Origin of the sequence: Pseudomonas sp. EA_65y_Pfl2_P78, assembly GCF_963970495.1 — a bacterium.
GTDB classification, from domain to species: Bacteria; Pseudomonadota; Gammaproteobacteria; order Pseudomonadales; family Pseudomonadaceae; genus Aquipseudomonas; species Aquipseudomonas baetica_A.
This window is the reverse complement of sequence record NZ_CAXAON010000018.1, coordinates 79,600-104,468: the sequence shown is the minus strand read 5'-3', so window position 1 is coordinate 104,468 and position 24,869 is coordinate 79,600. Positions and strand designations below refer to the sequence as shown.

The 24,869-nt window shown below is 60.5% G+C and carries 23 protein-coding genes; 8 read left to right on the top strand and 15 right to left on the bottom strand.

Going from position 1 to position 24,869, the window contains the following annotated elements:
• Positions 1 to 229: 229 nt before the first annotated feature.
• From preA to hydA, 3 genes are all read right to left on the bottom strand, one after another.
• The gene (preA, locus tag AACY02_RS15730; RefSeq protein WP_339432749.1) at positions 230 to 1,504 is read right to left on the bottom strand and encodes an NAD-dependent dihydropyrimidine dehydrogenase subunit PreA; all 1,275 of its coding nucleotides are present in this window, start codon (positions 1,502 to 1,504) and stop codon (positions 230 to 232) included.
• Positions 1,505 to 2,872 (bottom strand): NAD(P)-dependent oxidoreductase, encoded by a 1,368-nt coding sequence (locus AACY02_RS15725; RefSeq protein WP_339432748.1) that lies wholly within the window; start codon positions 2,870 to 2,872, stop codon positions 1,505 to 1,507.
• A 156-nt stretch (positions 2,873 to 3,028) separates the two neighbouring features.
• Positions 3,029 to 4,468: a dihydropyrimidinase gene (gene hydA / locus AACY02_RS15720; protein ID WP_339432747.1), complete on the bottom strand. Its 1,440-nt coding sequence runs from the start codon at positions 4,466 to 4,468 to the stop codon at positions 3,029 to 3,031.
• A gap of 623 nt (positions 4,469 to 5,091) precedes the next feature.
• Between hydA and AACY02_RS15715 the strand changes: the two genes are divergently transcribed.
• The 3 genes from AACY02_RS15715 (at position 5,092) to AACY02_RS15705 (ending at position 8,962) form a co-directional block, all read left to right on the top strand.
• Positions 5,092 to 6,576, top strand: coding sequence for an NCS1 family nucleobase:cation symporter-1 (locus AACY02_RS15715; protein ID WP_339432746.1), 1,485 nt, complete (start codon positions 5,092 to 5,094; stop codon positions 6,574 to 6,576).
• Positions 6,577 to 6,653: 77 nt separating this feature from the next.
• Positions 6,654 to 7,937: a Zn-dependent hydrolase gene (locus AACY02_RS15710; RefSeq protein ID WP_339432745.1), complete on the top strand. Its 1,284-nt coding sequence runs from the start codon at positions 6,654 to 6,656 to the stop codon at positions 7,935 to 7,937.
• A gap of 83 nt (positions 7,938 to 8,020) precedes the next feature.
• Positions 8,021 to 8,962 (top strand): DHH family protein, encoded by a 942-nt coding sequence (locus AACY02_RS15705; protein WP_339432744.1) that lies wholly within the window; start codon positions 8,021 to 8,023, stop codon positions 8,960 to 8,962.
• Positions 8,963 to 9,039: 77 nt separating this feature from the next.
• Here the strand turns inward: AACY02_RS15705 and AACY02_RS15700 are convergent, their stop codons facing one another.
• Positions 9,040 to 9,810 (bottom strand): alpha/beta hydrolase, encoded by a 771-nt coding sequence (locus AACY02_RS15700; protein WP_339432743.1) that lies wholly within the window; start codon positions 9,808 to 9,810, stop codon positions 9,040 to 9,042.
• A gap of 112 nt (positions 9,811 to 9,922) precedes the next feature.
• Here AACY02_RS15700 and AACY02_RS15695 point away from each other — a divergent pair, with 112 nt between their 5' ends.
• A complete protein-coding gene (locus tag AACY02_RS15695) occupies positions 9,923 to 10,867 on the top strand; it encodes an aldo/keto reductase (RefSeq protein ID WP_339432742.1) in 945 nt (314 codons plus the stop codon).
• 6 nt (positions 10,868 to 10,873) lie between these two features.
• Here AACY02_RS15695 and AACY02_RS15690 read toward each other — a convergent pair whose 3' ends face one another.
• Positions 10,874 to 11,767 carry a LysR family transcriptional regulator gene (locus AACY02_RS15690; RefSeq protein ID WP_339432741.1) on the bottom strand — a complete coding sequence of 298 codons (894 nt, stop codon included), beginning with the start codon at positions 11,765 to 11,767 and terminating at the stop codon, positions 10,874 to 10,876.
• 96 nt (positions 11,768 to 11,863) lie between these two features.
• Between AACY02_RS15690 and AACY02_RS15685 the strand changes: the two genes are divergently transcribed.
• Positions 11,864 to 12,340, top strand: a complete 477-nt coding sequence (locus AACY02_RS15685; protein ID WP_339432740.1) for a (R)-mandelonitrile lyase — start codon at positions 11,864 to 11,866, stop codon at positions 12,338 to 12,340.
• Positions 12,341 to 12,398: 58 nt separating this feature from the next.
• Here AACY02_RS15685 and paoC read toward each other — a convergent pair whose 3' ends face one another.
• The 4 genes from paoC to AACY02_RS15665 all read right to left on the bottom strand — a co-directional run bounded on the left by paoC (position 12,399) and on the right by AACY02_RS15665 (position 16,720).
• Complete coding sequence (paoC, locus tag AACY02_RS15680; RefSeq protein ID WP_339432739.1) at positions 12,399 to 14,597, bottom strand: aldehyde oxidoreductase molybdenum-binding subunit PaoC; 2,199 nt, start codon at positions 14,595 to 14,597, stop codon at positions 12,399 to 12,401.
• On the bottom strand, positions 14,594 to 15,550 hold the full coding sequence (locus AACY02_RS15675; protein ID WP_339432738.1) for an FAD binding domain-containing protein: 957 nt from the start codon (positions 15,548 to 15,550) through the stop codon (positions 14,594 to 14,596). Before AACY02_RS15675 ends, paoC begins: the two co-directional genes overlap by 4 nt.
• Positions 15,547 to 16,170: an aldehyde dehydrogenase iron-sulfur subunit PaoA gene (gene paoA / locus AACY02_RS15670; protein WP_339432737.1), complete on the bottom strand. Its 624-nt coding sequence runs from the start codon at positions 16,168 to 16,170 to the stop codon at positions 15,547 to 15,549. Before paoA ends, AACY02_RS15675 begins: the two co-directional genes overlap by 4 nt.
• A gap of 274 nt (positions 16,171 to 16,444) precedes the next feature.
• Positions 16,445 to 16,720, bottom strand: a complete 276-nt coding sequence (locus tag AACY02_RS15665; protein ID WP_339432736.1) for a hypothetical protein — start codon at positions 16,718 to 16,720, stop codon at positions 16,445 to 16,447.
• A 211-nt stretch (positions 16,721 to 16,931) separates the two neighbouring features.
• Between AACY02_RS15665 and AACY02_RS15660 the strand changes: the two genes are divergently transcribed.
• On the top strand, positions 16,932 to 18,011 hold the full coding sequence (locus tag AACY02_RS15660; RefSeq protein ID WP_339432735.1) for a hypothetical protein: 1,080 nt from the start codon (positions 16,932 to 16,934) through the stop codon (positions 18,009 to 18,011).
• A 2-nt stretch (positions 18,012 to 18,013) separates the two neighbouring features.
• The gene (locus tag AACY02_RS15655) at positions 18,014 to 18,367 is read left to right on the top strand and encodes a DUF1428 domain-containing protein (protein ID WP_339432734.1); all 354 of its coding nucleotides are present in this window, start codon (positions 18,014 to 18,016) and stop codon (positions 18,365 to 18,367) included.
• A gap of 118 nt (positions 18,368 to 18,485) precedes the next feature.
• On the opposite strand, the gene AACY02_RS15650 is transcribed toward AACY02_RS15655, so the two are convergent.
• Positions 18,486 to 18,680 carry a hypothetical protein gene (locus AACY02_RS15650; protein WP_339432733.1) on the bottom strand — a complete coding sequence of 65 codons (195 nt, stop codon included), beginning with the start codon at positions 18,678 to 18,680 and terminating at the stop codon, positions 18,486 to 18,488.
• 105 nt (positions 18,681 to 18,785) lie between these two features.
• Between AACY02_RS15650 and thpR the strand changes: the two genes are divergently transcribed.
• Positions 18,786 to 19,325, top strand: a complete 540-nt coding sequence (gene thpR / locus AACY02_RS15645; protein WP_339432732.1) for an RNA 2',3'-cyclic phosphodiesterase — start codon at positions 18,786 to 18,788, stop codon at positions 19,323 to 19,325.
• A gap of 239 nt (positions 19,326 to 19,564) precedes the next feature.
• On the opposite strand, the gene AACY02_RS15640 is transcribed toward thpR, so the two are convergent.
• The 5 genes from AACY02_RS15640 to AACY02_RS15620 form a co-directional block, all read right to left on the bottom strand.
• The gene (locus AACY02_RS15640) at positions 19,565 to 20,662 is read right to left on the bottom strand and encodes a polyamine ABC transporter substrate-binding protein (RefSeq protein ID WP_339432731.1); all 1,098 of its coding nucleotides are present in this window, start codon (positions 20,660 to 20,662) and stop codon (positions 19,565 to 19,567) included.
• 86 nt (positions 20,663 to 20,748) lie between these two features.
• On the bottom strand, positions 20,749 to 21,627 hold the full coding sequence (locus AACY02_RS15635; protein ID WP_339432730.1) for an ABC transporter permease subunit: 879 nt from the start codon (positions 21,625 to 21,627) through the stop codon (positions 20,749 to 20,751).
• Positions 21,624 to 22,505 carry an ABC transporter permease subunit gene (locus tag AACY02_RS15630; protein WP_339432751.1) on the bottom strand — a complete coding sequence of 294 codons (882 nt, stop codon included), beginning with the start codon at positions 22,503 to 22,505 and terminating at the stop codon, positions 21,624 to 21,626. The genes AACY02_RS15635 and AACY02_RS15630 overlap by 4 nt, the downstream gene beginning before the upstream one ends.
• A gap of 29 nt (positions 22,506 to 22,534) precedes the next feature.
• Entirely contained in the window at positions 22,535 to 23,677 is a 1,143-nt protein-coding gene (gene potA / locus AACY02_RS15625; RefSeq protein WP_339432729.1) for a polyamine ABC transporter ATP-binding protein, read from the bottom strand.
• 371 nt (positions 23,678 to 24,048) lie between these two features.
• On the bottom strand, positions 24,049 to 24,810 hold the full coding sequence (locus AACY02_RS15620) for a gamma-glutamyl-gamma-aminobutyrate hydrolase family protein (RefSeq protein ID WP_339432728.1): 762 nt from the start codon (positions 24,808 to 24,810) through the stop codon (positions 24,049 to 24,051).
• Positions 24,811 to 24,869 lie beyond the last annotated feature (59 nt).

Here is a 24,869-nt window from a genome sequence, read left to right as displayed (position 1 = left end):
ACATCGTTGGGTTTTACAACAACGAACGGCTGCACTCAAAACTGGGGTATCTGCCGCCGACCGTTTACGAGCGGGCGATGGCATCGAAACTACCTATCGAGGTGTCCGGAATTAGTTGACCACCACAGAATCGAGCCTTGTCCCTCCTCCTCCCTTCAAGTCCTACCATACAAGCGGGCTTGCTCGCGAAGGCGTCAGGTCAGACGCCTCAAGCCTCAAGCCTCAAGCCTCAAGCCGAAACGTGATACGGGTTTCTCGGATCATGATTCCAGTCCAGAAACGGCTTGCCCGTCTCCATCGGTACCATCTCGATGCAATCAGCCACCGGACAGGTGATCTGACACAGATTGCAGCCCACACACTCGTCATCGATCACTTCGTATTTATGCGTCCCGTCGGCCTGCTTCAGGCTGCTGATCGCCTGATGTGAGGTGTCCTCGCAAGCAATGTGGCAACGCCCACAACCAATGCACGCCTCCTGATCAATTTTCGCGATGACCTGATAGTTGATATCCAGGTACTTCCAGTCGGTGGTATTGCCCACCGCACGCCCGGAAAACTCGGCGATGTTGGCGTAACCCTGACTGTCCATCCACCGCGACAAGCCGTCTTTCATCTCCTCGACAATCCGGAAGCCATGCAACATGGCCGCCGTACACACCTGTACCGCGCCGCTGCCCAGCGCCATGAATTCCGCCGCATCGCGCCAACTTCCGATGCCGCCAATCCCGCAGATCGGCAGGCCTTGGGTCTGCGGATCGCGGGCGATTTCCGCGACCATGTTCAGCGCAATCGGCTTGACCGCCGAGCCGCAGTAACCACCGTGGGTGCTTTTGCTGCCGACGGTGGGCAGGGCGACCATGTGTTCCAGATCGACGCTGGTGATCGAATTGATGGTGTTGATCAGCGACACCGCATCGGCACCACCGCGATGGGCGGCGCGGGCGGCGACGCGGATGTCGGTGATGTTCGGGGTCAGTTTGACGATCACCGGCAGCGAGCTATACGTCTTGCACCAGCGGGTGACCTGCTCGACATATTCCGGCACCTGACCGACTGCCGCACCCATGCCACGCTCGGGCATGCCGTGAGGGCAGCCGAAATTCAGTTCGATGCCATCGGCGCCTGTGGCTTCCACCAGCGGCAGGATGTGTTTCCACGACTCCTCCACGCACGGCACCATCAACGACACGATCAGTGCGCGATCCGGCCAGTCCTTTTTCACCTGAGTGATTTCGCGCAGGTTGATTTCCAGCGAGCGGTCGGTGATCAGTTCGATGTTGTTGATGCCCAGCACTTCGCGGTTGTTGCCGTAATGGGCTGAGTACCGTGACGACACGTTGACCGCCGCAGGGTCTTCTCCCAGGGTCTTCCAGACCACGCCGCCCCAGCCCGCCTCGAAGGCACGCACCACGTTGTAGGCCTTGTCGGTCGGCGGCGCGGAGGCCAGCCAGAAGGGGTTGGGGGCTTTGATGCCGGCGAAGACAATCGAGAGATCGGCCATTTACGCAGCCTCCACATTGAGCATCAGTTGAGCGTTGATGGCCTCGGCGGCCCGTTTGCCGTGCTGCACGGCTTGCACGGTCAGATCCTGGTCGAGGCTGGTGCAGTCGCCACCGGCATACACGCCGGGAATGCTGGTGCGCAGATTGGCGTCGACCTGGATTCGTTCGCCCTGACGCTTGAGTTCGCGAGCCAGCGGGTCGGTGAGGGCGCTGCTGTCGAAGGCCTGGCCGATGGCTTTGAAGATCGCATCGGCGGCCAGTTCGAAGGTTTCGCCCGTGGTTTGCAGGCGACCGTCGACCAGATCGGTGCGGGCAAAACGCATACCGCACACGCGGCCCTGATCGTCGAGCAAGACTTCTTCCGGCTGTGCCCAGGTCAGCAGGCGTACCTGATTGGCTTTGGCGATGTCCTGTTCGTGACCGGTCGCGCCCATGTCCGCCGCGCCACGGCGATACACCAGATTGACGTCTCGGGCACCGAGGCGGGCCATTTGCACGGCCATGTCGATGGCGGTGTTGCCAGCGCCGAGGACGATGCAGCGCTGCGCCAATGGCAGTTGCGTGAGGTCATCGGCCTGGCGCAGTTCGCGGATGTAATCGGTGGCGGCGAGCAGCCCTGGCGCCTCTTCGTGGGCCAGACCGAGTTGTTTGCTGGCATTGAGGCCCAGGCCAAGGAACACCGCATCGAACTGTTGGTGCAGTTCGCTCAGAGTCAGATTGTCGCCGAGTTTCTGCCCGTGACGGATTTCGATGCCGCCGATCTGCAGGAGGAAATCCAGCTCCTTTTGCGCGTAATCGTCGACCAGTTTGTACTTGGCGATCCCGTACTCATTGAGGCCGCCGGCCTTCTCCCGCGCTTCGAAAATCACCACATCATGGCCGTGCATCGCGCTGCGGTGCGCGCAGGACAACCCGGCCGGGCCGGCACCGACCACGGCAATCCGTTTGCCGGTGGTGGCAGCGCGCTGGAACGGGTGTTCGCTGAAGTGTGCGTTGTCCACGGCGTAGCGCTGCAACAGGCCGATCAGCACCGGCGCGCATTCCTGGGCGTTGTTGCGCACGCAGGCTTGCTGGCAAAGGATCTCGGTCGGACAAACCCGCGCACAACTGCCGCCGAGGATGTTCGCCGAGAGGATTTTCTGCGCCGCGCCGGGCACGTTGTCCTGATGGATATTGCGGATGAACGACGGGATGTCGATCTCGCTCGGGCACGCATTGACGCAGGGCGCGTCGTAGCAATACAGGCAGCGCGACGCTTCCAGATGCGCCTGCCGGGCATTGAGCGGCGGCGCCAGATCGGTGAAGTGGCCGGCGAGGGCGGCTGCGCTTTCGTGCGGATGCGGTAGATGGTTCAGGGTCTCGATCACGGTTTTTTGCCTCACGGTTATTGAGGTGCTCTGCCTCTGATGGGCAGTGGTTTTTGTAGTGTCCGGGCGGGCCCCTTCGCGAGCAGGCCGCTCCCACATTTGGAATGCGTTTCCCTGTGGGAGCAGGCTTGCTTGCGAAGGCCGAAGGCCTGGTTCTCAGCGTTTCACCGCAGTGGGCTTGTGCATCTGTGCCCGTTTACTCAGCAAATCAAACACCGCCGGATACGCCGGTCGTTCGATATACCGTCCGGCACCACGCTCGGCGCGCAGGTCGCCATCGGCCCAGACCACTTTGCCCTGGCTGACGGTATGGCTCGGCACACCGCGCACGGTCTTGCCTTCGAAGATGTTGAAGTCCACCTGCTGATGGTGGGTTTTGGCGGAGATGGTGCGGGTGCCCTGCGGATCCCACAGCACCAGGTCGGCATCGGCACCGACGCGAATCGCGCCTTTGCGCGGGTAGAGATTGAAGATTTTTGCGGTGTTGGTGGAGGTGAGGGCGACGAAGTCCTGCATCGACAAGCGCCCGCTGTTCACGCCTTCATCCCAAAGCACGGCCATGCGGTCTTCGATGCCGGCGGTGCCATTGGGAATCTTGCTGAAGTCGTCGCGCCCGGCGGCTTTTTGCTCGGCACAGAAGCAGCAGTGATCGGTGGCGGTGGTGTGCAGGTTGCCGTTTTGCAAGCCGTGCCACAGCGCCTCTTGGTGACCCCGCGGACGGAACGGCGGACTCATCACGTAACCGGCGGCGGTTTGCCAGTCCGGGTGTTGGTAGACGCTGTCATCCAGAAGTAAATGCCCGGCGAGCACTTCGCCGTACACCGGTTGACCCTTGCTGCGGGCGTAGGTGATTTCGTCGAGGGCTTCTTTGGTCGAAACGTGGACCAGATACAGCGGCGTGCCAAGGGTTTCGGCGATACGAATGGCGCGACTTGCCGCTTCACCTTCGACCTGCGAAGGACGCGACAGAGGATGCGCTTCCGGCCCGGTAATGCCCTGCGCCATCAACTTGCGTTGCAGGTGATAAACCAGTTCGCCGTTTTCCGCGTGGACGGTCGGCACCGCCCCCAGTTCCAGGCAACGTTCGAAACTCGCCACCAAGGTATCGTCGGCGGCCATGATCGCGTTTTTGTAAGCCATGAAATGCTTGAAGCTGTTGACCCCGTGATGGCTGACCAGTTCGGCCATTTCCTCACGCACCTGCTCGCTCCACCAAGTGATTGCAACGTGAAAGCCGTAGTCCGAGGCGGATTTTTCCGCCCAGCCGCGCCATTGATCAAACGCCTCCATCAGCGACTGCTGCGGGTTGGGAATCACGAAGTCAATGATTGACGTGGTGCCACCAGCCAGACCCGCCGCCGTGCCACTGAAGAAGTCTTCACTGGCCACGGTGCCCATGAAGGGCAGTTGCATATGGGTGTGCGGATCGATGCCGCCGGGCATCAGGTATTGGCCGCTGCCGTCGAGCACTTCGGCACCGGCGGGAACATCAAGGTTTTCACCCATGGCTTTGATCACGCCATCAGCGCAATAGACGTCGGCGCGGTAACTTTCATCGTGGGTAACAACGGTGGCGCCACGGATCAACAGAGACATTCCGAGTTCCTCGCAGGCATGACCGACTTGTGTCGGTTCTAGATGTTTTATTGAGGTACAGCGTTGATCGGTGTATTCCTGTCATCGCTGTCAGGAATAGAAACTAGTCGCAGTTTTGCAATAGTTCAAGATAATTTTTTATAAGCTTATTGTTGGACTAAGACATTGATAAACAAGGATAAAAAGCAAAAATCACCAAAATGGTGAGGCCTCTCACCATTTTGACGCACTTGACAGGATGGAAATATGGTCAAGATTTCTTATGTGAAATCAGCCGCTTGAAGTTGAGCTGCGGTTGATCGCTCATGAATAAAAAAATGCAGTGCACCAGATTGAGTCCAGACCATTCGGACAACTTGCCAAGTGTTTAGCCTGAGCGCTCAGACAAGTTTTACCGGATACCTCGGGTGAATAATTAAAACTGATGAATATCAGAAAGTTGCACCACGTTTGAAGCACGGCGCGAGGGGCAGGCGGAGTACCCGGCACGTTTATTGATGCCGCCGCTGACACCATGGCCGGTGCATGAAAGTTGTCAGTTCCTCCGGCCATCGTCCGGCTTGTGCGTTCATACGCCAGCCGCCTGATGAGCAAAAAATAATCAGAAGAACAGTGGAGCGGCCATGCAACAGAACAGATCGCAAGTGACCGAGCGCGACGGCTTGTTTGAACTCGAAGCCGGCAGCGACGTCCTCGACAGTCCCCGTTACAACCACGACATGGCACCGACCAAGGTGCACGAACGAACCTGGAACAAATGGCATATCACCGCGTTGTGGGTCGGCATGTCGATCTGCGTGCCAACCTACACCCTGGGCGGCGTGCTCACCGCGTATTTCGGCCTGTCGGTGGGCGAAGCGTTGGTGGCGATTCTGTTTGCCAACCTCATTGTGCTCATCCCCCTGACCCTTAATGCCTTCCCCGGTACCAAGTACGGCATACCGTTTCCGGTGTTGCTGCGCTCATCCTTCGGCATCCTTGGGTCCAACGTGCCGTGTCTGATTCGCGCCTTGGTGGCCTGTGGCTGGTTCGGTATTCAGACAATGTTTGGCGGGTTGGCCATTCACCTGTTTCTCGGTTCGGTGTTCGACGGTTGGAAATCGCTCGGTGGAACCGGGGAGGTGATCGGCTTCATGATTTTCTGGGCGTTGAACCTGTGGGTGGTGATCCGCGGTGCCGAGTCGATCAAGTGGCTGGAAACCTTGTCTGCGCCGTTGCTGGTCGCGGTCGGCATCGGCTTGCTGGTGTGGGCGATGCCCAATGTATCGATGACCGAGCTGATGGCGATCCCGGCCAAGCGTCCAGAAGGGGCAAGCGTGGTCAGCTACTTCGCTGCCGGACTGACCGCCATGGTCGGGTTCTGGGCCACGCTGTCGTTGAACATTCCTGACTTCAGCCGTTACGCCAAGAGCCAGAAGGATCAGATCCTCGGGCAGATCATCGGTCTGCCGTTGACCATGTTTCTGTTCGCCGCCCTCGGTGTGGTGATGACCGCCGCGTCGGTCAAACTGGTTGGCGTCACGGTCTCCGATCCGGTCACGTTGATTGGCCATATCCAGAGCCCGGTGTGGGTGGCAGTGGCGATGGCGCTGATCATCGTCGCCACGCTCTCGACCAACACCGCCGCCAACATTGTTTCGCCAACCAACGATTTTCAGAACATTGCCCCCAAGGTGATCAACCGCACCAAAGCCGTGTTGCTGACGGGCGTTGTCGGCCTCGCGCTGATGGCCCATGAACTGCTGAAAAAACTCGGCTGGATTGTTTCCGATGTCAGCCTGGAGTCTGTGTATTCCAACTGGCTGCTGGGTTATTCGAGCCTGCTAGGGCCGATTGCCGGGATCATGGTGGTGGATTATTTCCCGATCAGGAAACAACGACTGGATCTGGCCGGGCTGTACCGCGACGACGTCTATCCGGCGTGGAACTGGGCCGGTTTTGTTGCGTTTGGCGTACCGGTGGTGTTGACCGTGATGTCGCTGGGCAGCGATGCGTTCAGCTGGTTCTACAGCTATGGCTGGTTCACCGGCTCGGCGCTGGGCGGGATTATTTATTACGGGTTGTGCGTGATGCGTGCGCAGCCCTCTGCCGTTAAAACAGCGGTGTAGCGGATGGCCTGTTCGCGATAGCGGTCTACCCGACACCACAGCAATATCCATAAGAAAAGCAGCCTGAGGAGATCCCCATGGACGCAGCCGTAGACGTTCTGCAATCGAGCCATCAGCACATCAACCGTGATCGCCTGTGGGCCTCGCTCATGGAACTGGCCAAGCTCGGTGCCACGGTCAAGGGCGGGGTTTGTCGCCTGGCCCTGACCGATCTCGACCGCCAGGCCCGCGACCTGTTTGTGCAATGGTGCAAGGATGCCGGATGCAGCGTCACCGTCGATGCCGTCGGCAACATCTTCGCCCGGCGCCCCGGGCGCAATCCCGATTTGCCACCGGTGATGACCGGCAGCCACATCGACACCCAGCCCACCGGCGGCAAGTTCGACGGCTGCTTCGGCGTGCTTGCCGGCGTCGAAGTGCTGCGCACGCTCAACGACCTCGGCGTGGAAACCGAAGCGCCGCTGGAAGTGGTGGTCTGGACCAACGAAGAAGGCTCACGATTTGCCCCGTGCATGATGGGCTCCGGGGTGTTCGCCGAGAAATTCACCCTCGAAGAAACCCTCGCCAAAGTCGATGCCGACGGCGTGACCGTTGGCGAAGCACTCAATGCCATTGGCTATGCCGGTCCGCGAAAAGTCAGCGGGCATAAGGTTGGCGCCTATTTCGAGGCGCACATCGAACAAGGTCCTATCCTCGAAGACGAACAGAAAACCATCGGCGTGGTGCTCGGCGCGCTGGGGCAGAAGTGGTTCGACCTCAAGCTGCGCGGCGTAGAGGCGCATGCCGGTCCAACGCCGATGCACTTGCGTAAAGACGCGCTGGTCGGCGCCTCGGTGATCGTCGGTGCGGTCAACCGCGCCGCCCTCGGTCATCAACCCCATGCCTGTGGCACCGTCGGTTGCCTGCAAGCCTATCCCGGCTCGCGCAACGTCATTCCCGGCGAAGTGCGTATGACCCTCGACTTCCGTCATCTGGAACCGGCGCGGCTGGACTCGATGATTGCCGAGGTGAAGCACGTCATCGACGCCACGTGCGAAGAACATGGCCTGACTTACGAACTGACCCCGACTGCCGATTTCCCGCCGCTGTACTTCGAAAAAGGCTGTGTCGAAGCCGTACGCGGCGCGGCGAAAGGTTTGGGGCTGTCGCACATGGACATCGTCAGCGGCGCCGGCCACGACGCGATCTTCCTTGCCGAGTTGGGGCCTGCCGGGATGATCTTCGTGCCGTGCGAAGGCGGCATCAGCCACAACGAAATCGAAAACGCTGCACCGGATGATCTGGCGGCGGGCTGTGCGGTGTTGTTGCGGGCGATGCTCGCGGCTTCGGCGATGGTGGCGCAAGGGCAGCGGGCGGCTTGAAGATCAAAAGATCGCAGCCTGCCGCAGGCTGCGATCTTTTTGCTGTCACCCAAATGTCATCAATCCATGCGATGTTGCCGCCCATGAAAATCATCACCTCGGGCGCGGCCTATCTGGATATCGATGCCTATGCCTGCTGTATCGCCTACGCAGAACTGTTGAACCTGCAAGGCATTCCCGCTCGTGCCGTCAGCAGCACACAACCCAACGCCAGCGTGTCGAAAACCGTGCTCGGTTGGGGCCCCAGTCTGCACGTTTACGCCGCGAAGCCGAACGACGAATTCGTCCTGGTCGACGTGTCCGACTATCACCATGTCGACCCAATAGTGGTGCTCGATCAGGTGGTGGAAGTGATCGACCATCATCCGGGTTATGAACATTACTGGGCGCAGAAGCTTGGGACTGCCGCCGATATCCGACCGATTGGCGCGGCGGCGACGCAGGTTTTTCAGCGTTGGCAGGCGGCAGGTTTGGTGTCGCAGATCAGCGAGCAAAGCGCCGCGTTATTGGCCACGGCGATTCTGGATAACACGCTCAATTTCACCGGGCAGACGACTACGGCGGCAGATATCGGGGCGTATGCCGAACTTGCGTCAAGAGCCAAGCTTTGTGCTGACTGGGCCGAACAGTATTTCCTTGAATGCCAGGCCGGCATCGAAGCTAACCTCGCCGCTGCGTTGGCAGCCGATTTGAAACGGATGAAGCCCGACAGCCATTTGCCACATGACTTCGCGCAAATGACGGTGTGGGATGCCGATGCCTTGCTGCAAAAACACCGCCCGACGATCAACTGCTGGATGGCAGAGCAGGGCGAGGACGGGGTGCTGAATGTCATCGGTATCCGCGACAGGAAAAGCTGTTTTCTGGCGCCATCCACCGTTAGCCAACAAAAATTGAATAGGTTGTTGGCTCTCGATTGGGAGGCTGGAGTGGCTGTTGTAGCGCCTTCAATGCTGCGCAAGGAATTGTTGAAACTGGGGCTTTTTGCTGCCAGTCAAGGCGCGCCAAACAGCATCGTCCAGTAACCCCCTGCATCGCTGCGCGCTAGGCTTGCTCGCGAAGTGGCCAGTCCCGGTAACACAAATTCCCAGGCCCACCATCCTCACCGATTTAACACATCCCCCATCCACTCCAGATACTGCCTGCGCTCGGAAATCGAGTTATGCCCGGAATCCGGCACCACTTTGAGCACGGCCACGCCCTTGGGGAAATACCCCAGCAAGCGCTCGGTGCTGGCCCGGGGAATCACCTCGTCATCACTCGCCGCCAGCAGCAACGTCGGCACACGAATATGCGCAGCGTACTTGCCCGACTCGAAACGATCCTTGAGCAACCACTTCACCGGCACCCACGGGTATTGCCGCGCCGCAATTTCTTCGAGGCTGTTGTACGGCGTCACCAGGATCAACTGCGCCGCCGGACGCTCACTGGCCAGGCGCACGGCGACGCCCGACCCCAGACTGCGCCCGACCACGGCAATCTGCGGATGGCGGGCAGATACCTGATCGAACAACGCCAGCGCATCTTCGGCAATCGCTTCTTCGGATGGCGAACCGCCGCTACCACCAAAGCCCCGATAGTGCAGGAAAAACAGCGCGTAATCGGGAAACGCTTCGGCAAACGCCGGCAGATTGCGCGATACATCCTCGGCATTGCCGCCGAAATAGATCAGCGCCCGAGGCCCGACGCGCTCGCGCGTAGCGACCCAGATGTCGGCGTCCGGCATCGACAGTTTCAAACGCGAATCGGCGCTCTCGACGGCAGCGGGCTGCGGAAAATAGATCAGCGAGCGCTGGAAAAAGAACAGCGCGGCGCACAGCACCACGTAAACGGCGACGATCAATGCGACGAGTGACATCAGGGTTCGGGACATTCGGCTACTTTTAACGGGGTGTGAGGGTTTGCTGTCGCAGTGTAGTCCAGCGGTTCGCCCCGGCAGCCCTCCAACACAACATGCAACAGACTCACGCAGCGGGGGAGGCAGCATGAGCCACACTGAGGGTTACTCCCGTCGCCGATTGCTCACGCTGGCTGCCGGGGTTTCGGCGGTCTTCACCTTTGAACGGGCGCTGGCCGCTGTCACATCGTGCGCCGCTACCGGAGGCCAAGCCATGCAGACCCGTGTCATCCCTTCAAGCTCGGAGCCCCTGCCTATGGTGGGACTGGGCACCTATCGCGGTTTTGATGTTGTGCCGGGCGATCTGGCCTACAAGCAACTACCGGCGGTGCTCGATGAATTGTTCGCCAAGGGCGGTACGGTGGTCGATAGCTCACCCATGTATGGCCGCGCCGAACAGACCACCGGCGAATTGCTGTCGATCCACGAACCGCGCTCGCCGGCGTTTCTGGCCACAAAGGTGTGGACGCGCGGGCGCAAGGAAGGCATCGCGCAGATGGAGCGGTCGTTCAGCCTGCTGCGCACCGAGCAAATCGACCTGATGCAGATCCACAACCTGCTCGACTGGCAAACCCACCTGCCCACCTTGCGTGAATGGAAGGAGCAGGGGCGCATCCGCTACATCGGCATCACGCATTACACGCCTTCAGCCTATGACGAAGTTGAAGCGCTACTGAAGGCCGAACAGCTGGATTTCCTGCAGATCAACTACGCCCTCGACGACCGAGGCGTGGAACAACGCATCCTGCCACTGTGCCGCGAACGCGGGGTGGCGGTGATCTGTAATCGGCCATTCGGCGGCGGTGGTTTGCTCGCCCGGCTCAAGGGTAAACCGCTCCCGGCGTGGGTCTCGGATGTGCAGGTCAACAGTTGGCCGCAACTGGCGCTGAAGTTTTTGCTGGCGCATCCGGCGGTGACTTGCGTCATCCCGGGTACCGGGAATCCGCGTTACATGGCCGATAACGTCAAGGCCGGATTCGGTCCGATGCTGACTGATGCGCAACGCCATCAGTTGATTGCATGGGTCGGTTAGGCCCGTTCAACCGCGAAACCGCAGCGCCTCCAGCAACAACGCAAACGCCGGTGCCGCCTGGCGCCGACTCGGGTAGTAGAGGTGATAACCGGCGAAGCGCGGGCACCAGTCTTGCAGAACTTGCACCAGCCGACCCTCTGCCAGATGCGCCGTGACGAGGTTCTCCGGGATGTAACTCAGGCCAAAACCGTCCAGTGCCGCGTCGAGTAACGGGTAGACACCATTCAGCGTGATCTGCCCGGACACCCGCACCTTGAGGCTTTCGCCGTCCTTTTCAAACTCCCAGGTGTACAGCCCGCCATTGGTGGGCAGGCGCAGGTTGTTGCAGGCGTGGTCGGTCAGGTCACGTGGCGTTTGTGGCGGTGGACGGCTGGCGAAGTAGGCCGGTGAGCCGACGACCACCATGCGCATGTCCGGGCCGATGCGCGTGGCGATCATGCCTTGGGCAACGTCTTCGCCCAAGCGCACGCCGGCATCGAACCCTTGCCCGGCGATGTCAACGAAGCCGTAATCGCAGCAGACTTCGACGGCGATGTCGGGGTATTTCGGCAGGAACGCCTTGAGTACCGGGCGCAGCAGCCAGTCCAGCGAATGATCGGTGGCGCTGATGCGAATCTTGCCCGCCGGGGTTTCACGCAGGTTGCTCAGGGCGGCGAGTTCCAGTTCGATCTCTTCGAAGCGCGGGCCGATGGTTTGCAGCAGGTGCTCGCCGGCCTCGGTGGGGGAGACGCTGCGAGTGGTGCGCATGAGCAGGCGCAGACCAAGGCGCGCTTCGAGGGCGCGGATGGTGTGGCTGAGCGCGGACTGCGAGATGCCAAGTTTGGCGGCGGCTTTGGTGAAGCTGCGCGCGCGCGCCACGGCGAGGAAGGCGAGCAGGTCACTGGCGTTTTCGCGAAGCATTAATGAGTTTCCTGCATAAGTTATTTCGAACTCTAGTCGATTATCTGAAGAGTCGGCGCCGGTAAAGTTCAGGCATCACTTGCTGGAGAGACCGCCATGAACCCGATTGCCGCTTCTGCGTTGACCCTTTCCTTGCTGGCCGCCGACGCCCAAGCCAGCGAAATCCCGCGAGTCACCGTTACGCCCAACGGCTCACAACCGTCGGCCCAGGGGCCGGCGGATTGGTTCACCGGAACCGTGCGGATCGATGCGCCGTTCAAGGGCACTGATCGGGCGCGGGTCAGTGGCGCTACCGTGACGTTTGAGCCGGGTGCGCGCACGGCGTGGCACACCCATCCGCTGGGGCAGACGTTGATCGTCACGGCCGGAGCGGGGTTTGTGCAGGAGTGGGGGCAGCCGGTGCGGCAGATTCGCCCTGGCGATACCGTGTGGATCGCGCCCGGCGCCAAGCACTGGCATGGCGCCGCACCGACCACGGCGATGACGCATATCGCCATCGCTGAAATGCAGGATGGAGAAGTGGTGAAGTGGATGGAGCAGGTTGGTGAGGCGCAGTATCCGCGCAGCGAGTGAACCCATGGCCCTCGTCCCAGGCCTCTCCCTGAGTGAGAGGCCTGGGCCGAGGGGTTTTTCAGATCATTTCCGGTAATGACGAAAGAATCTTGTCCAGCGTAATCGGATACTCACGCACCCGGGCACCGGTGGCGTTGTAGATCGCATTCGCCACCGCCGCGCTCACACCGCAAATCCCCAATTCACCGACACCTTTGGCCTTCATCGGCGATGAAACCGGATCGGTTTCTTCAAGGAAAATGACCTCCTGATGCGGGATGTCGGCATGCACCGGCACTTCATATCCGGCCAGATCATGGTTGACGAAAAAACCCAGTCGCGTGTCCACCGCCAACGCTTCCATCAACGCTGCGCCCACGCCCATGGTCATCGCGCCGATGACCTGACTGCGCGCTGCTTTCGGGTTGAGAATCCGTCCGGCCGAACACACCGCCAGCATGCGCCGAACACGAACCTCTCCCGTAGCGGCATCCACCGCGACCTCAACGAAGTGCGCTCCAAACGTCGACTGCTGATATTGCTCGGCGAGGTCAGCAAACTCGATGCTGTCTTCAGCCTGCAGCGCACCATCGTGTGCGGCGTTGCGCAGCGCAACCTGCTGGTCGCCGACGCGCACCAGACCGTCGCTAAACTCAGCCTTGTCGGCAGCCATGCCCAACTTGCCTGCCACTGCTTCGCGCAGTTTCATGCACGCGGCATACACCCCGGCCGTCGAGCAGTTGGCACCGAACTGGCCGCCTGATCCGGCAGACACCGGGTAACTCGAGTCGCCCAGCCGTACGGTCACGTCCTGGAGTCCAACGCCCATCATTTCAGCGGCGGTCTGGGCAATGATCGTGTAACTGCCGGTGCCGATGTCGGTCATGTCGGTTTCCACCGTGACCTTGCCGTCGCGCTCCAGTCGCACCCGCGCGCCGGATTTCAACAGTAGGTTGTTGCGGATGGCCGCAGCGACGCCCATGCCGATCAGCCAGCGGCCCTCGCGGCGCGTGCCGGGTTGCGCATTGCGCTTGTCCCAGCCGAATTTTTCGGCACCGGTTTGCAGGCACTCAATCAAATGACGTTGCGAGAAGGGCCGCTCGGTGTTCACCGGGTCGACTTGCGTGTCGTTAAGGATGCGGAACTGAACCGGGTCGAGTTTGAGCTGCTCAGCCATTTCGTCCATGGCGATTTCCAGCGCCATCAGGCCCGGGGTTTCGCCGGGGGCGCGCATGGCGTTGCCTTCGGGCAGGTCCAGCGGCGCCAGGCGCATGGTGACCAGACGGTTTTCGGCGGCGTAGAGCAATTGGCTCGGTTGCGCCGCGACTTCCACCTTGCCGTCCTCCAGATTGCCAGACCAGCCTTCGTGGGCGATGGCCGTGAGCTTGCCATCCGCTGTCGCGCCCATGCGAATGCGCTGGAGGGTGGCGGGGCGGTGGGTGGTGTTGTTGGCGATCTGCGGGCGGGCGATGGAGAATTTCACCGGGCGGTTGGCCATGCGCGCACCGAGGGCCGCGAGGATCGCGTCGGCGCGGATGAACAGTTTGCCGCCGAAGCCACCGCCAATGTATGGCGAGATCAAACGGACGTTCTCCTTCGGCAGACCAAGGGTTTGGGCAACGTCGCCGACGCTCCAGGCGATCATCTGGTTGGAGGTCCACAGGGTCAGTTGATCGCCTTTCCAGGCGGCCAGTGTCGCGTGGGGTTCCATCATCGCGTGGGACTGATCGGGGGTGGTGTAGGTCTGATCGAACTGCACCGGCGCGGCAGCGAAAGCCTTGGCGAAATCGCCGTGGGTGACGTCCGGCAATTCGTCCTTCGCTTCGACACCCTGGTCGCGCAGGCTGGCCAGATCGAACTCGCCTTTGGTCGCGACGTAATCGACTTTGACCAATTGCGCGGCGGCCCGTGCCTGTTCAAAGGTTTCGGCCACCACCAGCGCCACGGCCTGGTGATAGTGCTGAACCTGAGGCCCGGCCAGCAAGTGCGCCGAGTTGAATTTGCCTTTGCCGAGTTTGCCGGCGTTGGCCGCGGTGACGATCACCAAAACCCCTGGCGCTGCGTTCGCCTCCTCCAGATCAATGTGGCTGATTCGGCCCTTGGCGATGGCCGCACCGACCATAAATCCATAAGCCTGATTGGCCACCGCTTCATGTTGCTCGTAGGCGTAAGGCGCCTGGCCGCAGGTTTTCAGTTTGCCTTCGATACGGTCGGTGGGTTTGCCGATGACCTTCAGTTGGTCGATCGGGTTGGTGGTGGCGGGCGTGTCGAATTTCATGCTTGCTCCCTCGCTTGCGCTAACACCGAGCCGAGTGTGCGTTCGACCAGGGTCAGTTTGAACTGGTTGTCGTGGGTCGGCGTGGCGCCGTCTAGCAGGCGCGCGCTGACGGCTTTTGCGCCCTGGGGCAGCAGGGCTTCAGCCGCTTCCACCCGCCACGGTTTTGGCGCGATACCGCCAACGGCAACGCGGCCGCTACCGTCCTTTTGCAGAATCAAACCGACGGACACCAGGGCAAACGCGTAGGACGAACGATCACGCACCTTGTGATAAATGTGGGTGCCGCCCACCGGCGCCGGCAAAGTCACTGCGGTGATGAACTCGCCAGCGGTCAGGCTGGTTTCGATGTGCGGCGTGTGCCCCGGCAACTGATGAAAGTCCGCCATGGCGATGCGACGGGTGCTGCCATCGGGTTTGACCGTTTCAATCTGTGCGTCGAGGGCGCGCATCGCAATCGCCATGTCGCTTGGGTGGGGGGCGATGCAGGCATCGCTGACGCCGATAATGCCCAGTTGCCGACTGATCCCGCCAATCGCCGCGCATCCGCTGCCGGGGTTGCGTTTGTTACAGGCTTGATTCGTGTCGTAGAAGTAGGGGCAGCGGGTGCGTTGCAGCAGGTTGCCCGCCGTGGTCGCCATGTTGCGCAACTGCCCGGAGGCTCCGGCAAGCAAGGCACGGGAGAGCAGGGCGTAGTCCTTTCGCACGCGCGCGTCGGCGGCCAGATCGGTATTGCGGACCATGGCGCCGATACGCAAACCGCCCTCGGGCGTGGCTTCGATCTGATCCAGCCCCAGGTGATTGATATCAATCAGGTGCAGCGGAGTTTCGATGTCGAGTTTCATCAAATCCAGCAGGTTGGTGCCGCCAGCGATGAACTTTGCGCCTTCGACTTGCGCGGCTTGCGCTGCGGCTGTGGCGGGGGAGTCGGCGCGGCTGTAATTGAACGCTCTCATGCCGGCACCTCTGCGACTTCAGTGATGGCTTCGATGATGTTCGAGTAGGCGCCACAGCGGCAGATGTTGCCGCTCATGCGTTCCTGAAATTCAGCGGCGATCATTTGCGGTGGTTCGGTCAGGCTGGCGCTGACGTGGCTGGGAATGCCGTCGCGGATCTCCTTGAGCACCGCCACCGCCGAACAGATCTGCCCCGGTGTGCAATAACCGCACTGATAGCCGTCGTGCTTGATGAACGCGGCTTGCATCGGATGCAGGTTGTCCGGCATGCCGAGGCCTTCGATGGTGGTGATCTCGCTGCCTTCTTGCATGACCGCCAGGGTCAGGCAGGCGTTGATTCGCCGGCCATCGGCGATCACCGTGCAGGCGCCGCACTGGCCGTGGTCGCAGCCTTTTTTGCTGCCGGTCATCTGCAGGTTTTCGCGCAAGGCATCGAGCAGGGTGGTGCGATTGTCGACCTCAAGGGTCTGAGGTTTGCCATTGACGTTTAAGGTGATTTTGCTCATGGCCGATTGCTCCAGGTTGGCCGCATAGGCCTTGAGGCTGATAAAGGGGGGCATCGCAAACGCCGTCGCGGTCACGGCGCCGAGGATCAGAAATTTACGTCGGGAAATCGGCATGGTTCGATTCCTTTACTCTCATCAGGGCAGCAGGGTCACAAAAGGCCCAGAGGGGCGCGCCGGCATGTTTGCCAGTCTCGTTTGAGGAATGACCGCTGGAGAGAGGAAAAGGTTTTTGCGGATTTGCGCTATAGAGTTATGCGCATGGCTCATGAATCTTCAGATTTATTGTGGGAACGGGCATGCTGGCGAAGGGGCGTTTCAATCAACGAGAGGTTGAATGATCCACCGCTTTCGCGAGCACGCCCGCTCCCACAGGGGTTGCCTTCAGCCGTTATAAAAAATGAGCGCTCGCCTGGACGCGGGATCGCGCAGGCGTCGAGGCCTCGAGATCTAGCAAATGGGTGGCGAGAATGTCGCTCAGAAAGCGGAACTGATCGTTGATGCCGACCACTTCATTGCTGAAATGATGGGTCGCGGCGGGCATCAGCAAATCGTCGAAATCGTCGTTGAACACCAACGCCTGCGCCTTGCGTTGCACGACGTGTTGTTCGTAGTAGTTGCTGCCGAACACCGGGAAACTTACAGAGAGCGTGATGGTGTGAATCATGATGTGAACGCCTCGTTGTGGTTCGGATGGCGCAATCGTGCCTTTGATGTGCGGCGGGCGGAACGCAATCGTCGCGATGTTGGATATCGACGGTATTGATGGTTGGCGCAGACCCCTTGTGGGAGCTGTATTTGACCCAATACCAGACAAACGGCCTGTCTCCCGCACCTATACTCAAATTTGCCGCTCCTTACTCTGGGAGACCAAAACCGTGACACCGCGCGCGCTGCTCGTTGCCGCCCTGTTTCTGCTGGCCGGCTGCGCCTCTCCGGCGCGGGCCCCTGTAACGGTGCCGGCGGTGGTGGTTTCACCCGCCACCTGGCAGCAAATCGACCGCGAAATCGTCAACGCCTCGCAACAGTCCACCGAGCAGGTCAAGCTGTTCGCCCGTGGCTCGATGGAACATTGGCGCACTCGCGTCTATCAGCAAACTGAAGAAAATTTCATCCCGTGGTTCAGCAGTTACTGGACCCAGGAATGGCTGTCGATGAAGGTCAGTTGGTACACGATCAGCGCGGGTGGTGAGGAGGACGCGTCGGCCAAGCGTCTGGCGGCGTATCTGCTTGAGCAATATCAGGAAAAGGTGTTGGCGCCGGTGGCCGTGGAGATCGATCCGGACGCGATTCTTGGCCAGGCCACGGCGTTCTATGCGCAACTGATGGCCCGGCAGATGCCGCTCATCGCTCAGCGGCATGGCGTGCCGATGGCTCAGCTCAATGGACATTTGCAGAGGATTGCGGCGATCGCCCTCGGCCCGCCGCCGGCGCGGGATGCGTCGCTGTATCAGGTCATCAGCAGCGAACCGTTGAACACGCTGCCGGCCTACGCGGCGCTGATCGACAAAATCCACACCGACGGTGGTTCGAAAGGCATTGCCTCGACCGACGCCGGTATGGCCCCGGTGGCCAAACGCGCCAGCCAGCGGATGGAGGCGCAAATGGCCCCGCGCGGCGCCGCCAGCGCAGTGGCCGCTGCAGCCGGCAAGCTGGCCGGGGCGATGATTTCGGTGGGCGTGGCGGGTGTTCGCGCAATCATCCAGGCCAACGACCGCCCCGACAGTGAGGCGCTGATCCGCAGCAGTCTGGGTAACACCTTCGACAAGGCCTGGTTGAAGCTGGTGCAAAACCCGACCACCGGTGTCATGGCCGGCACGCTGCACATGGCCGGGCAGATCGAGCGCAATCTGGGCGCAGGTGAAGAGCCGTTGGTCGGGTTTGGGGCGAACCGTGTCGAATGGCAGCCGCCACCATCGACCAATCAGCAGATCGAACCCAACCTGCAAGGAGAATGACCATGGCCTACATCGATATCTTTGTCGCACCCGTGCCGACCGCCAATCGCGAGCAATACAAAAAACACTGTGTCATCGCAGCGAAACTGTTCAAGGAGTACGGCGCCCTGAGCGTCGTCGAATGCTGGGGTGAAGACGTGCCGGACGGCAAGATCACGTCGTTCCCGATGGCGGTGAAACTCAAGGAAGATGAAACCGTGGCCTCCGGCTGGCTGATCTGGCCGGACAAGGCCACCCGCGATGCGGGCATGGCGAAAATGATGGACGACCCGCGCATGCAACCGGACGTCAACCCGATGCCGTTCGACGGGCAGCGAATGATCTTCGCCGGGTTCAAATACCTCATCGAACCTTGAAACTCACGCAAGTCCCTTTGTGGGAGCGGGCTTGCTCGCGAACGCGGTATGTCATTCAAAAATAATGTTTCCTGACACACCACTTTCGCGAGCAAGCCCGCTCCCACAGGTGTGTATTTCACTCTGCCGATGGAGTAATCCGACAGCCTTTGCGATGACGAATCTGCTCATCCGTTGGCCGCTCTCGGACAAACTCGAAGCGCGGCTCACCTTCGCTGTAATGCACCAGCCAGCCCCATTCGAGCTCGGCTTCGTCCTGCCCGGGACTCGGTGGCCTGGCCCACCACGGCTCTTTGCTGAGGATCTCGCGCATGGCGGCCTCCGGTTGATGGCAATCCTTGAACTATAGACTTGTGTGGCGAGTCGTCAGAAAGGGGCAGGTAGAATCGGCAATCACAACCCTATAAGGAGCCAGGCCATGACGGATGAAAAACACGGGGATCTGCCGTCCAAGCGGCTGTTCTTTGCCCTGGACTGTCCACTGGCGCAGCGCAAGGCGATTGCCCAGTGGCGTGGGGAGTTGGGCTTGAGGGCCGGCAAACCCGTGCCCGCCGACAATTTTCACCTGACGTTATTGTTTCTCGGTGCCGTGCCATTGGCGCAGATCGGCGAAGTCTGCGAAGCCGCCAGTAAGGTACGCACGCCGGGAGAGGCTGTGCGGATTTCGCTGGATCGCTTGCAGGTCTGGCATCGCGCCGGGGTGCTGTCGTTGGCGCCCGAGCAGGCACCGCAGGCGTTATTGCGTCTGGTCTATGCGCTTGAGCAGGCCATGTTGCCGTTTGGTTTTGAGGCGCCGTCACACGCGTTTCGCCCGCATCTGACGCTGGCCCGTGATTACCGTGCGCCCGAGCCGGAAGCCGCCACACCGCCGGAGTTCTGCCTGCGTGCCGAGCGCTTTGCCCTGTTTGAATCGCACAAGGGGCGCTACCGCGTTTTGCAGGATTGGCCGCTGACCTGAGCGACAAAAAAAGGCGCCCGAGGGCGCCTGAAATTCACCTGAGCCGAGGGAGCCAGGTGAGGCCGTTCATGTGGGGGCAGCGGTGGTAAGGCGCTGCGTGAACGGGAAATCATAAATCTTCAAACCGCCACCTATCCCCTGTGGGAATGGGCTTGCTCACGAAGGCGTCAGGTCAGCCAATTCACAGGTGCCTGAGACTACGCTTTCGCGAGCAAGCCCGCTCCCACAGGGGGGGGCGGTTACTGGCCGAGTTTCACCCGCGTCCAGCCGCGGGTCATGATCCGTTGGGTGGCAATCGGCTGATCCGGCACCGCATACAACGTCGCCATCACCGCTTGCGACGGGTACGAGCCCGGATCGTTGCGGATCGCTTCATCCACCAGTGGCGTCGCCGCCGAGTTGGCGTTGCTGTAGCCGATGTTGTTGGTGACTTCGGCGATGATGTCAGCACGCATCAGGAAATTCATGAACAGGTACGCGTTGTCGACGTTCGCCGCATCACGCGGGATCGCGACCATGTCGTAGAAGCTGCCGGCGCCTTCCTTGGGGATGCTGTAGTCGATCTTCACGTTGTTGCCCGATTCCGCCGCCCGGGCCTTGGCCTGCAGCACGTCACCGGAATAACCGACGGCCACGCAGATGTTGCCGTTGGCCAAATCGGAGATGTACTTCGAAGAGTGGAAGTACGCCACGTACGGGCGGATCTTCATGAACAGCGCTTCGGCTTCGAGGATGTGCGACTTGTCCTTGTCGTTCACCGGATAGCCCAGGTAGTGCAGGGCGGCCGGGAGTATTTCGGTCGGCGAGTCGAGGAAGCTGATGCCACACGCCTTGAGCTTCTCGGCGTTTTGGGGCTTGAACAGCAAGTCCCAGGAATCGGTCGGGGCGTTGGCGCCGAGCACTTCCTTGACCTTGGCCGGATTGAACCCGATACCGATCGAGCCCCACATGTACGGGAATGCGTGAGCGTTGTCCGGATCACTGGCGGAGGCGTTTTTCAGCAGCACCGGGTTGAGATTCTTCCAGTTCGGCAGCTTCGATTTGTCCAGCGTTTGATACACGCCGGCCTTGATCTGCTTGGCCAGGAAACTGTTGGACGGCACGACGATGTCGTAACCGGATTTGCCCGCCAGCAAACGCGCCTCAAGGGTTTCGTTGCTGTCGAAGACGTCGTAGGTCACGCGGATGCCGGTCTCGTCTTCAAACTTCTTGACGGTGTCCGGCGCGATGTAATCGGACCAGTTGTAAACACGCAGCACCTTGTCGTTGGCCTGGGCGCCCATGGCCATTGCGCCCATTAAGGACAGTGTCAGCAGAGTCCTGCCAAACATTTTCATCGGTACAACTCCATTGTTCTTGTTCAAAAACTCAACGCGGTAAATCTGTGGCGAGGGGGCAAGCCCCGTCGCCACAACATCCGTTATCAAGCGCTGGCAGCGGTGCGTTGCGGTTGTTGCCACGACTCATTGGCGGTCTGATCCATCGCTTCCTGAATCGCACGTTTGCGGTTGGCTTCTGCCTTGCGGCCGAAATACCAGACCAGGAAGGTCACGATCGACACCGCCAGCAGAATCAGGCTGGCCACGGCATTGATCTCAGGCTTCACGCCCAGACGCACCGCCGAGAACACTTCCATCGGCAGGGTGGTAGAACCCGGACCCGACACGAAGCTTGCCAACACCAGGTCATCCAGCGACAAGGCAAACGACATCATCCCGCCCGCCGCCAGCGACGGCGCAATCATCGGAATGGTGATCAGGAAAAACACCTTGAAGGGTTTTGCCCCCAGATCCATTGCCGCTTCTTCAATCGACAGATCCAGTTCACGCAGTCGGGCGGAAACGACCACCGCCACATAGGCTGCACAAAACGTGGTGTGGGCGATCCAGATGGTGACGATGCCACGTTCCTGCGGCCAACCGATCAACTGCGCCATCGCCACGAACAGCAGCAACAACGACAGACCGGTAATCACTTCGGGCATCACCAACGGCGCGGTGACCAAACCACCAAACAGTGTGCGCCCCTTGAAGCGTGTGACCCGCGTCAGCACAAACGCGGCCAGGGTGCCGAGGGCAACAGCGGCAATCGCGGTGTAGCAGGCGATTTCCAGCGAGCGCAGCACCGAGCCCATCAGTTGTGTGTTGTCGAGCAGGCCGACGTACCACTTCACCGACCAACCGCCCCACACCGTCACCAGTTTCGAGGCGTTGAACGAATAGATCACCAGAATCAGCATCGGCAGATAGATGAACATCAGGCCGAAGATCAGCATGAACTTTGCAAAACCGAAGCGTTTCATCCCCGTGCCTCCATCTCTTTGGCCTGGCTGCGGTTGAACAGCAGAATCGGCACAATCAGGATCAACAGCATCACCACTGCCAGGGCGGACGCCACCGGCCAGTCGCGGTTGTTGAAGAACTCTTGCCACAACACGCGGCCGATCATCAGCGTCTCCGGGCCACCGAGCAGTTCTGGAATCACGAACTCACCGACCACCGGAATGAATACCAGCATGCAACCGGCGATGATGCCGTTCTTGGCCAGCGGCACGGTGATTTTCCAGAAGTTATTGAAGTTGCTCGAGCCCAGGTCTGACGCGGCTTCCAGCAGGCTGCCGTCGTGTTTGACGAGGTTGGCGTACAACGGCAACACCATGAACGGCAGATAGGCGTAAACCACACCGATATACACGGCCGTGTTGGTGTTGAGGATCTCGATCGGGTGATCGGTGAGCCCCGTCCACATCAGAAACGCGTTGAGCAAACCGTTGTTGCTGAGAATGCCCATCCACGCATACACGCGGATCAGGATCGCCGTCCAGGTCGGCATCATGATCAGCAGCAGCAAGACGTTTTGCGCTTCCTTGCTCGCCTTGGTGATCGCGTAAGCCATCGGGAAGCCGATCCCCAGGCACATCAGCGTGCTCAGTGCCGCGACCTTCAGCGAGCCGAGGTAGGCCGACAGATAAAGGTCGTCTTCACCCAACAGGGTGTAGTTGCCGATGTTCAGCAACAGTTGGAATTTCTGCTCGGCGTAGGTGTAGATCTCCGAGTAGGGCGGAATGGCCAGGGCTGCTTCCGAGAAGCTGATCTTCATCACCAGAAAGAACGGCAGCATGAAGAACAGGAACAGCCAGATGAACGGAATGCCGATCACCAGTTTTCGCCCGCTGGGCACCAGGCGCAGGAATTGCTGATTGAAAGTTTTCATGAGCGCAGTACCACGCCGCTGTCGTCTTCCCACCAGACGTAGACCTTGTCGTCCCAGGTCGGCCGCGCGCCACGACGTTCGGCGTTGGCCATGAACGACTGAACGATCTTGCCGCCGGGCAATTCGACGTAGAACACCGAGTGGCCGCCGAGGTAGGCGATGTCATGCACTTTGCCTTCAGACCAGTTGTAGCGGAACTCCGGTTGGGTGGTGCTGACGAGCATTTTTTCCGGACGGATCGCGTAGGTGATCGACTTGTCCTGTACGGAGGTGCTGACGCCGTGGCCGACGTAGATCTTCTGCTGCAAGTCCGGGCTGTGAATGATCGCGTGACCTTCCAGGTCTTCCACCACGGTGCCGTCGAAAGCGTTCACGTTGCCGATGAATTCGCACACCATGCGGCTGACCGGGGCTTCATAGATGTCGATCGGGCTACCAATCTGCGCGATCCAGCCCAGGTGCATGATCGCGATGCGTTCGGCCATGGTCATGGCTTCTTCCTGGTCGTGCGTCACCATCACGCACGTTACGCCGACGCGTTCGATGATTTGCACCAGTTCCAGCTGCATCTGCGAACGCAGCTTCTTATCCAGTGCGCCCATCGGTTCGTCGAGCAGCAACAGCTTCGGACGTTTGGCCAGCGAGCGGGCGAGGGCGACGCGCTGACGCTGGCCGCCGGACAACTGATGGGGTTTGCGCTTGGCGTATTGGGTCATGTGCACCAGGCGCAGCATCTCTTCGACGCGGGCGTCGATTTCGCTGGTGGGCAAACGGTCCTGCTTGAGGCCGAAGGCAATGTTCTGCGCCACGGTCATGTGCGGAAACAGCGCGTAGGACTGGAACATCATGTTGATCGGCCGCTCGTAGGGCGGCATGTCGGTGATGTCCACGCCGTCGAGCAAGATTCGCCCTTCAGTCGGGCGCTCGAAACCGGCCAGCATGCGCAGCAGGGTCGATTTGCCCGAACCGGAGCCACCGAGCAGGGCGAAAATTTCGCCCTGATGGATCTCCAGTGACACATCGTCCACGGCGGTGGTTTCGTCGAACTTCTTGGTCACGCGATCGACTTTCACCAGAACCTTTTTCGGTTGCTGATGACCTTCAAGAGCCTTCCTGTAAGTGCTGGAGGCGTTTGCCATGTGAAACTCCCAACAGGTTTCGTTCGCCGGGCCAATGTGGCCTGGCTTAAAAGTGGATTGCAGAGCGGTCAGCGCATTGCCTGTCGGATCACATCCCCCTGTGGGAGCGGGCTTGCTCGCGAATACGTCGTGTCAATCGACATCGTTGTTGCCTGACACACCGCTTTGGCGAGCAAGCCCGCTCCCACAGGGTTTTGCGTTGTCCTGACGGGCACTGCTCTTACCGATCCGGCTTGGTCGGCGCCGCCGTCCTGGCTGCCTGGGTCGTACTTGTTGTTATTACGGTTTGTCGTTTTCACGGATGACGGATGCACAAACGCGCAGCCGCCGACCCGTGGGGGCAGTAAACAGTGATGAAATCCCGGGTTGGGTCAGCGTTGGTTGCGTCGCGTCGCCCGTTGCCGGCAAGCCTGGCCGAACGCCTGGAAAATCCTCAGGTAGTTCGGGTTATCGAGTACCTGCCATTCCGGGTGCCATTGCACACCGAGGGCAAAGGTCGGGCTGTGCTCCACCGAGATCGCCTCGATCAGGCCATCCGGCGCCACCGCTTCGGCGCGCAGGCCGGGAGCGAGGCGGTCGATGCCCTGACTGTGAATCGAGTTGACCTGGAACTCGTCCGGCAACCCCAGCGCTTCGAACACGCCGCCACCAAGCACGGTGACGGCATGGGCCGGTGCGTATTGCACGGCCACATCCGGGCTGTCGGCTTCGCGGTGATCGAGCATGCCCGGCAACTCATGCACCTTCTGATGCAGGCTGCCGCCGAACGCGACGTTCATTTCCTGGAAACCACGGCAAATGCCCAGCACCGGAACGCCCGCCGCAATGGCGGCACGCAATAAAGGGAGGGTGGTGGCGTCTCGCGCCGGATCGTGATCCGTGCCGGGGACGCTGGCCGGGCCTTGATAGTGGAAAGGTTCCACATTGGAGGGCGAGCCGGTCAGCAACAGACCGTCGAGTTGACCGAGCAGGTCATCGATTTCAGTCAGGTTGCCAAGGGAAGGAATGACCACCGGCAGCCCCAGCGCCGCAACGCTGACAGCGCGAACGTACTTGTCGCCGCTGATGTGATAGGGGTGCAGGCCAATCTGTTTGACGCACGCAGTAACGCCGATTAATGGCTTGAATGCCATTTTTATTCACCTCGAAGTTTGACACTTGAACGAGCTTTTCCGGAGCTTAGCCTCGTTGA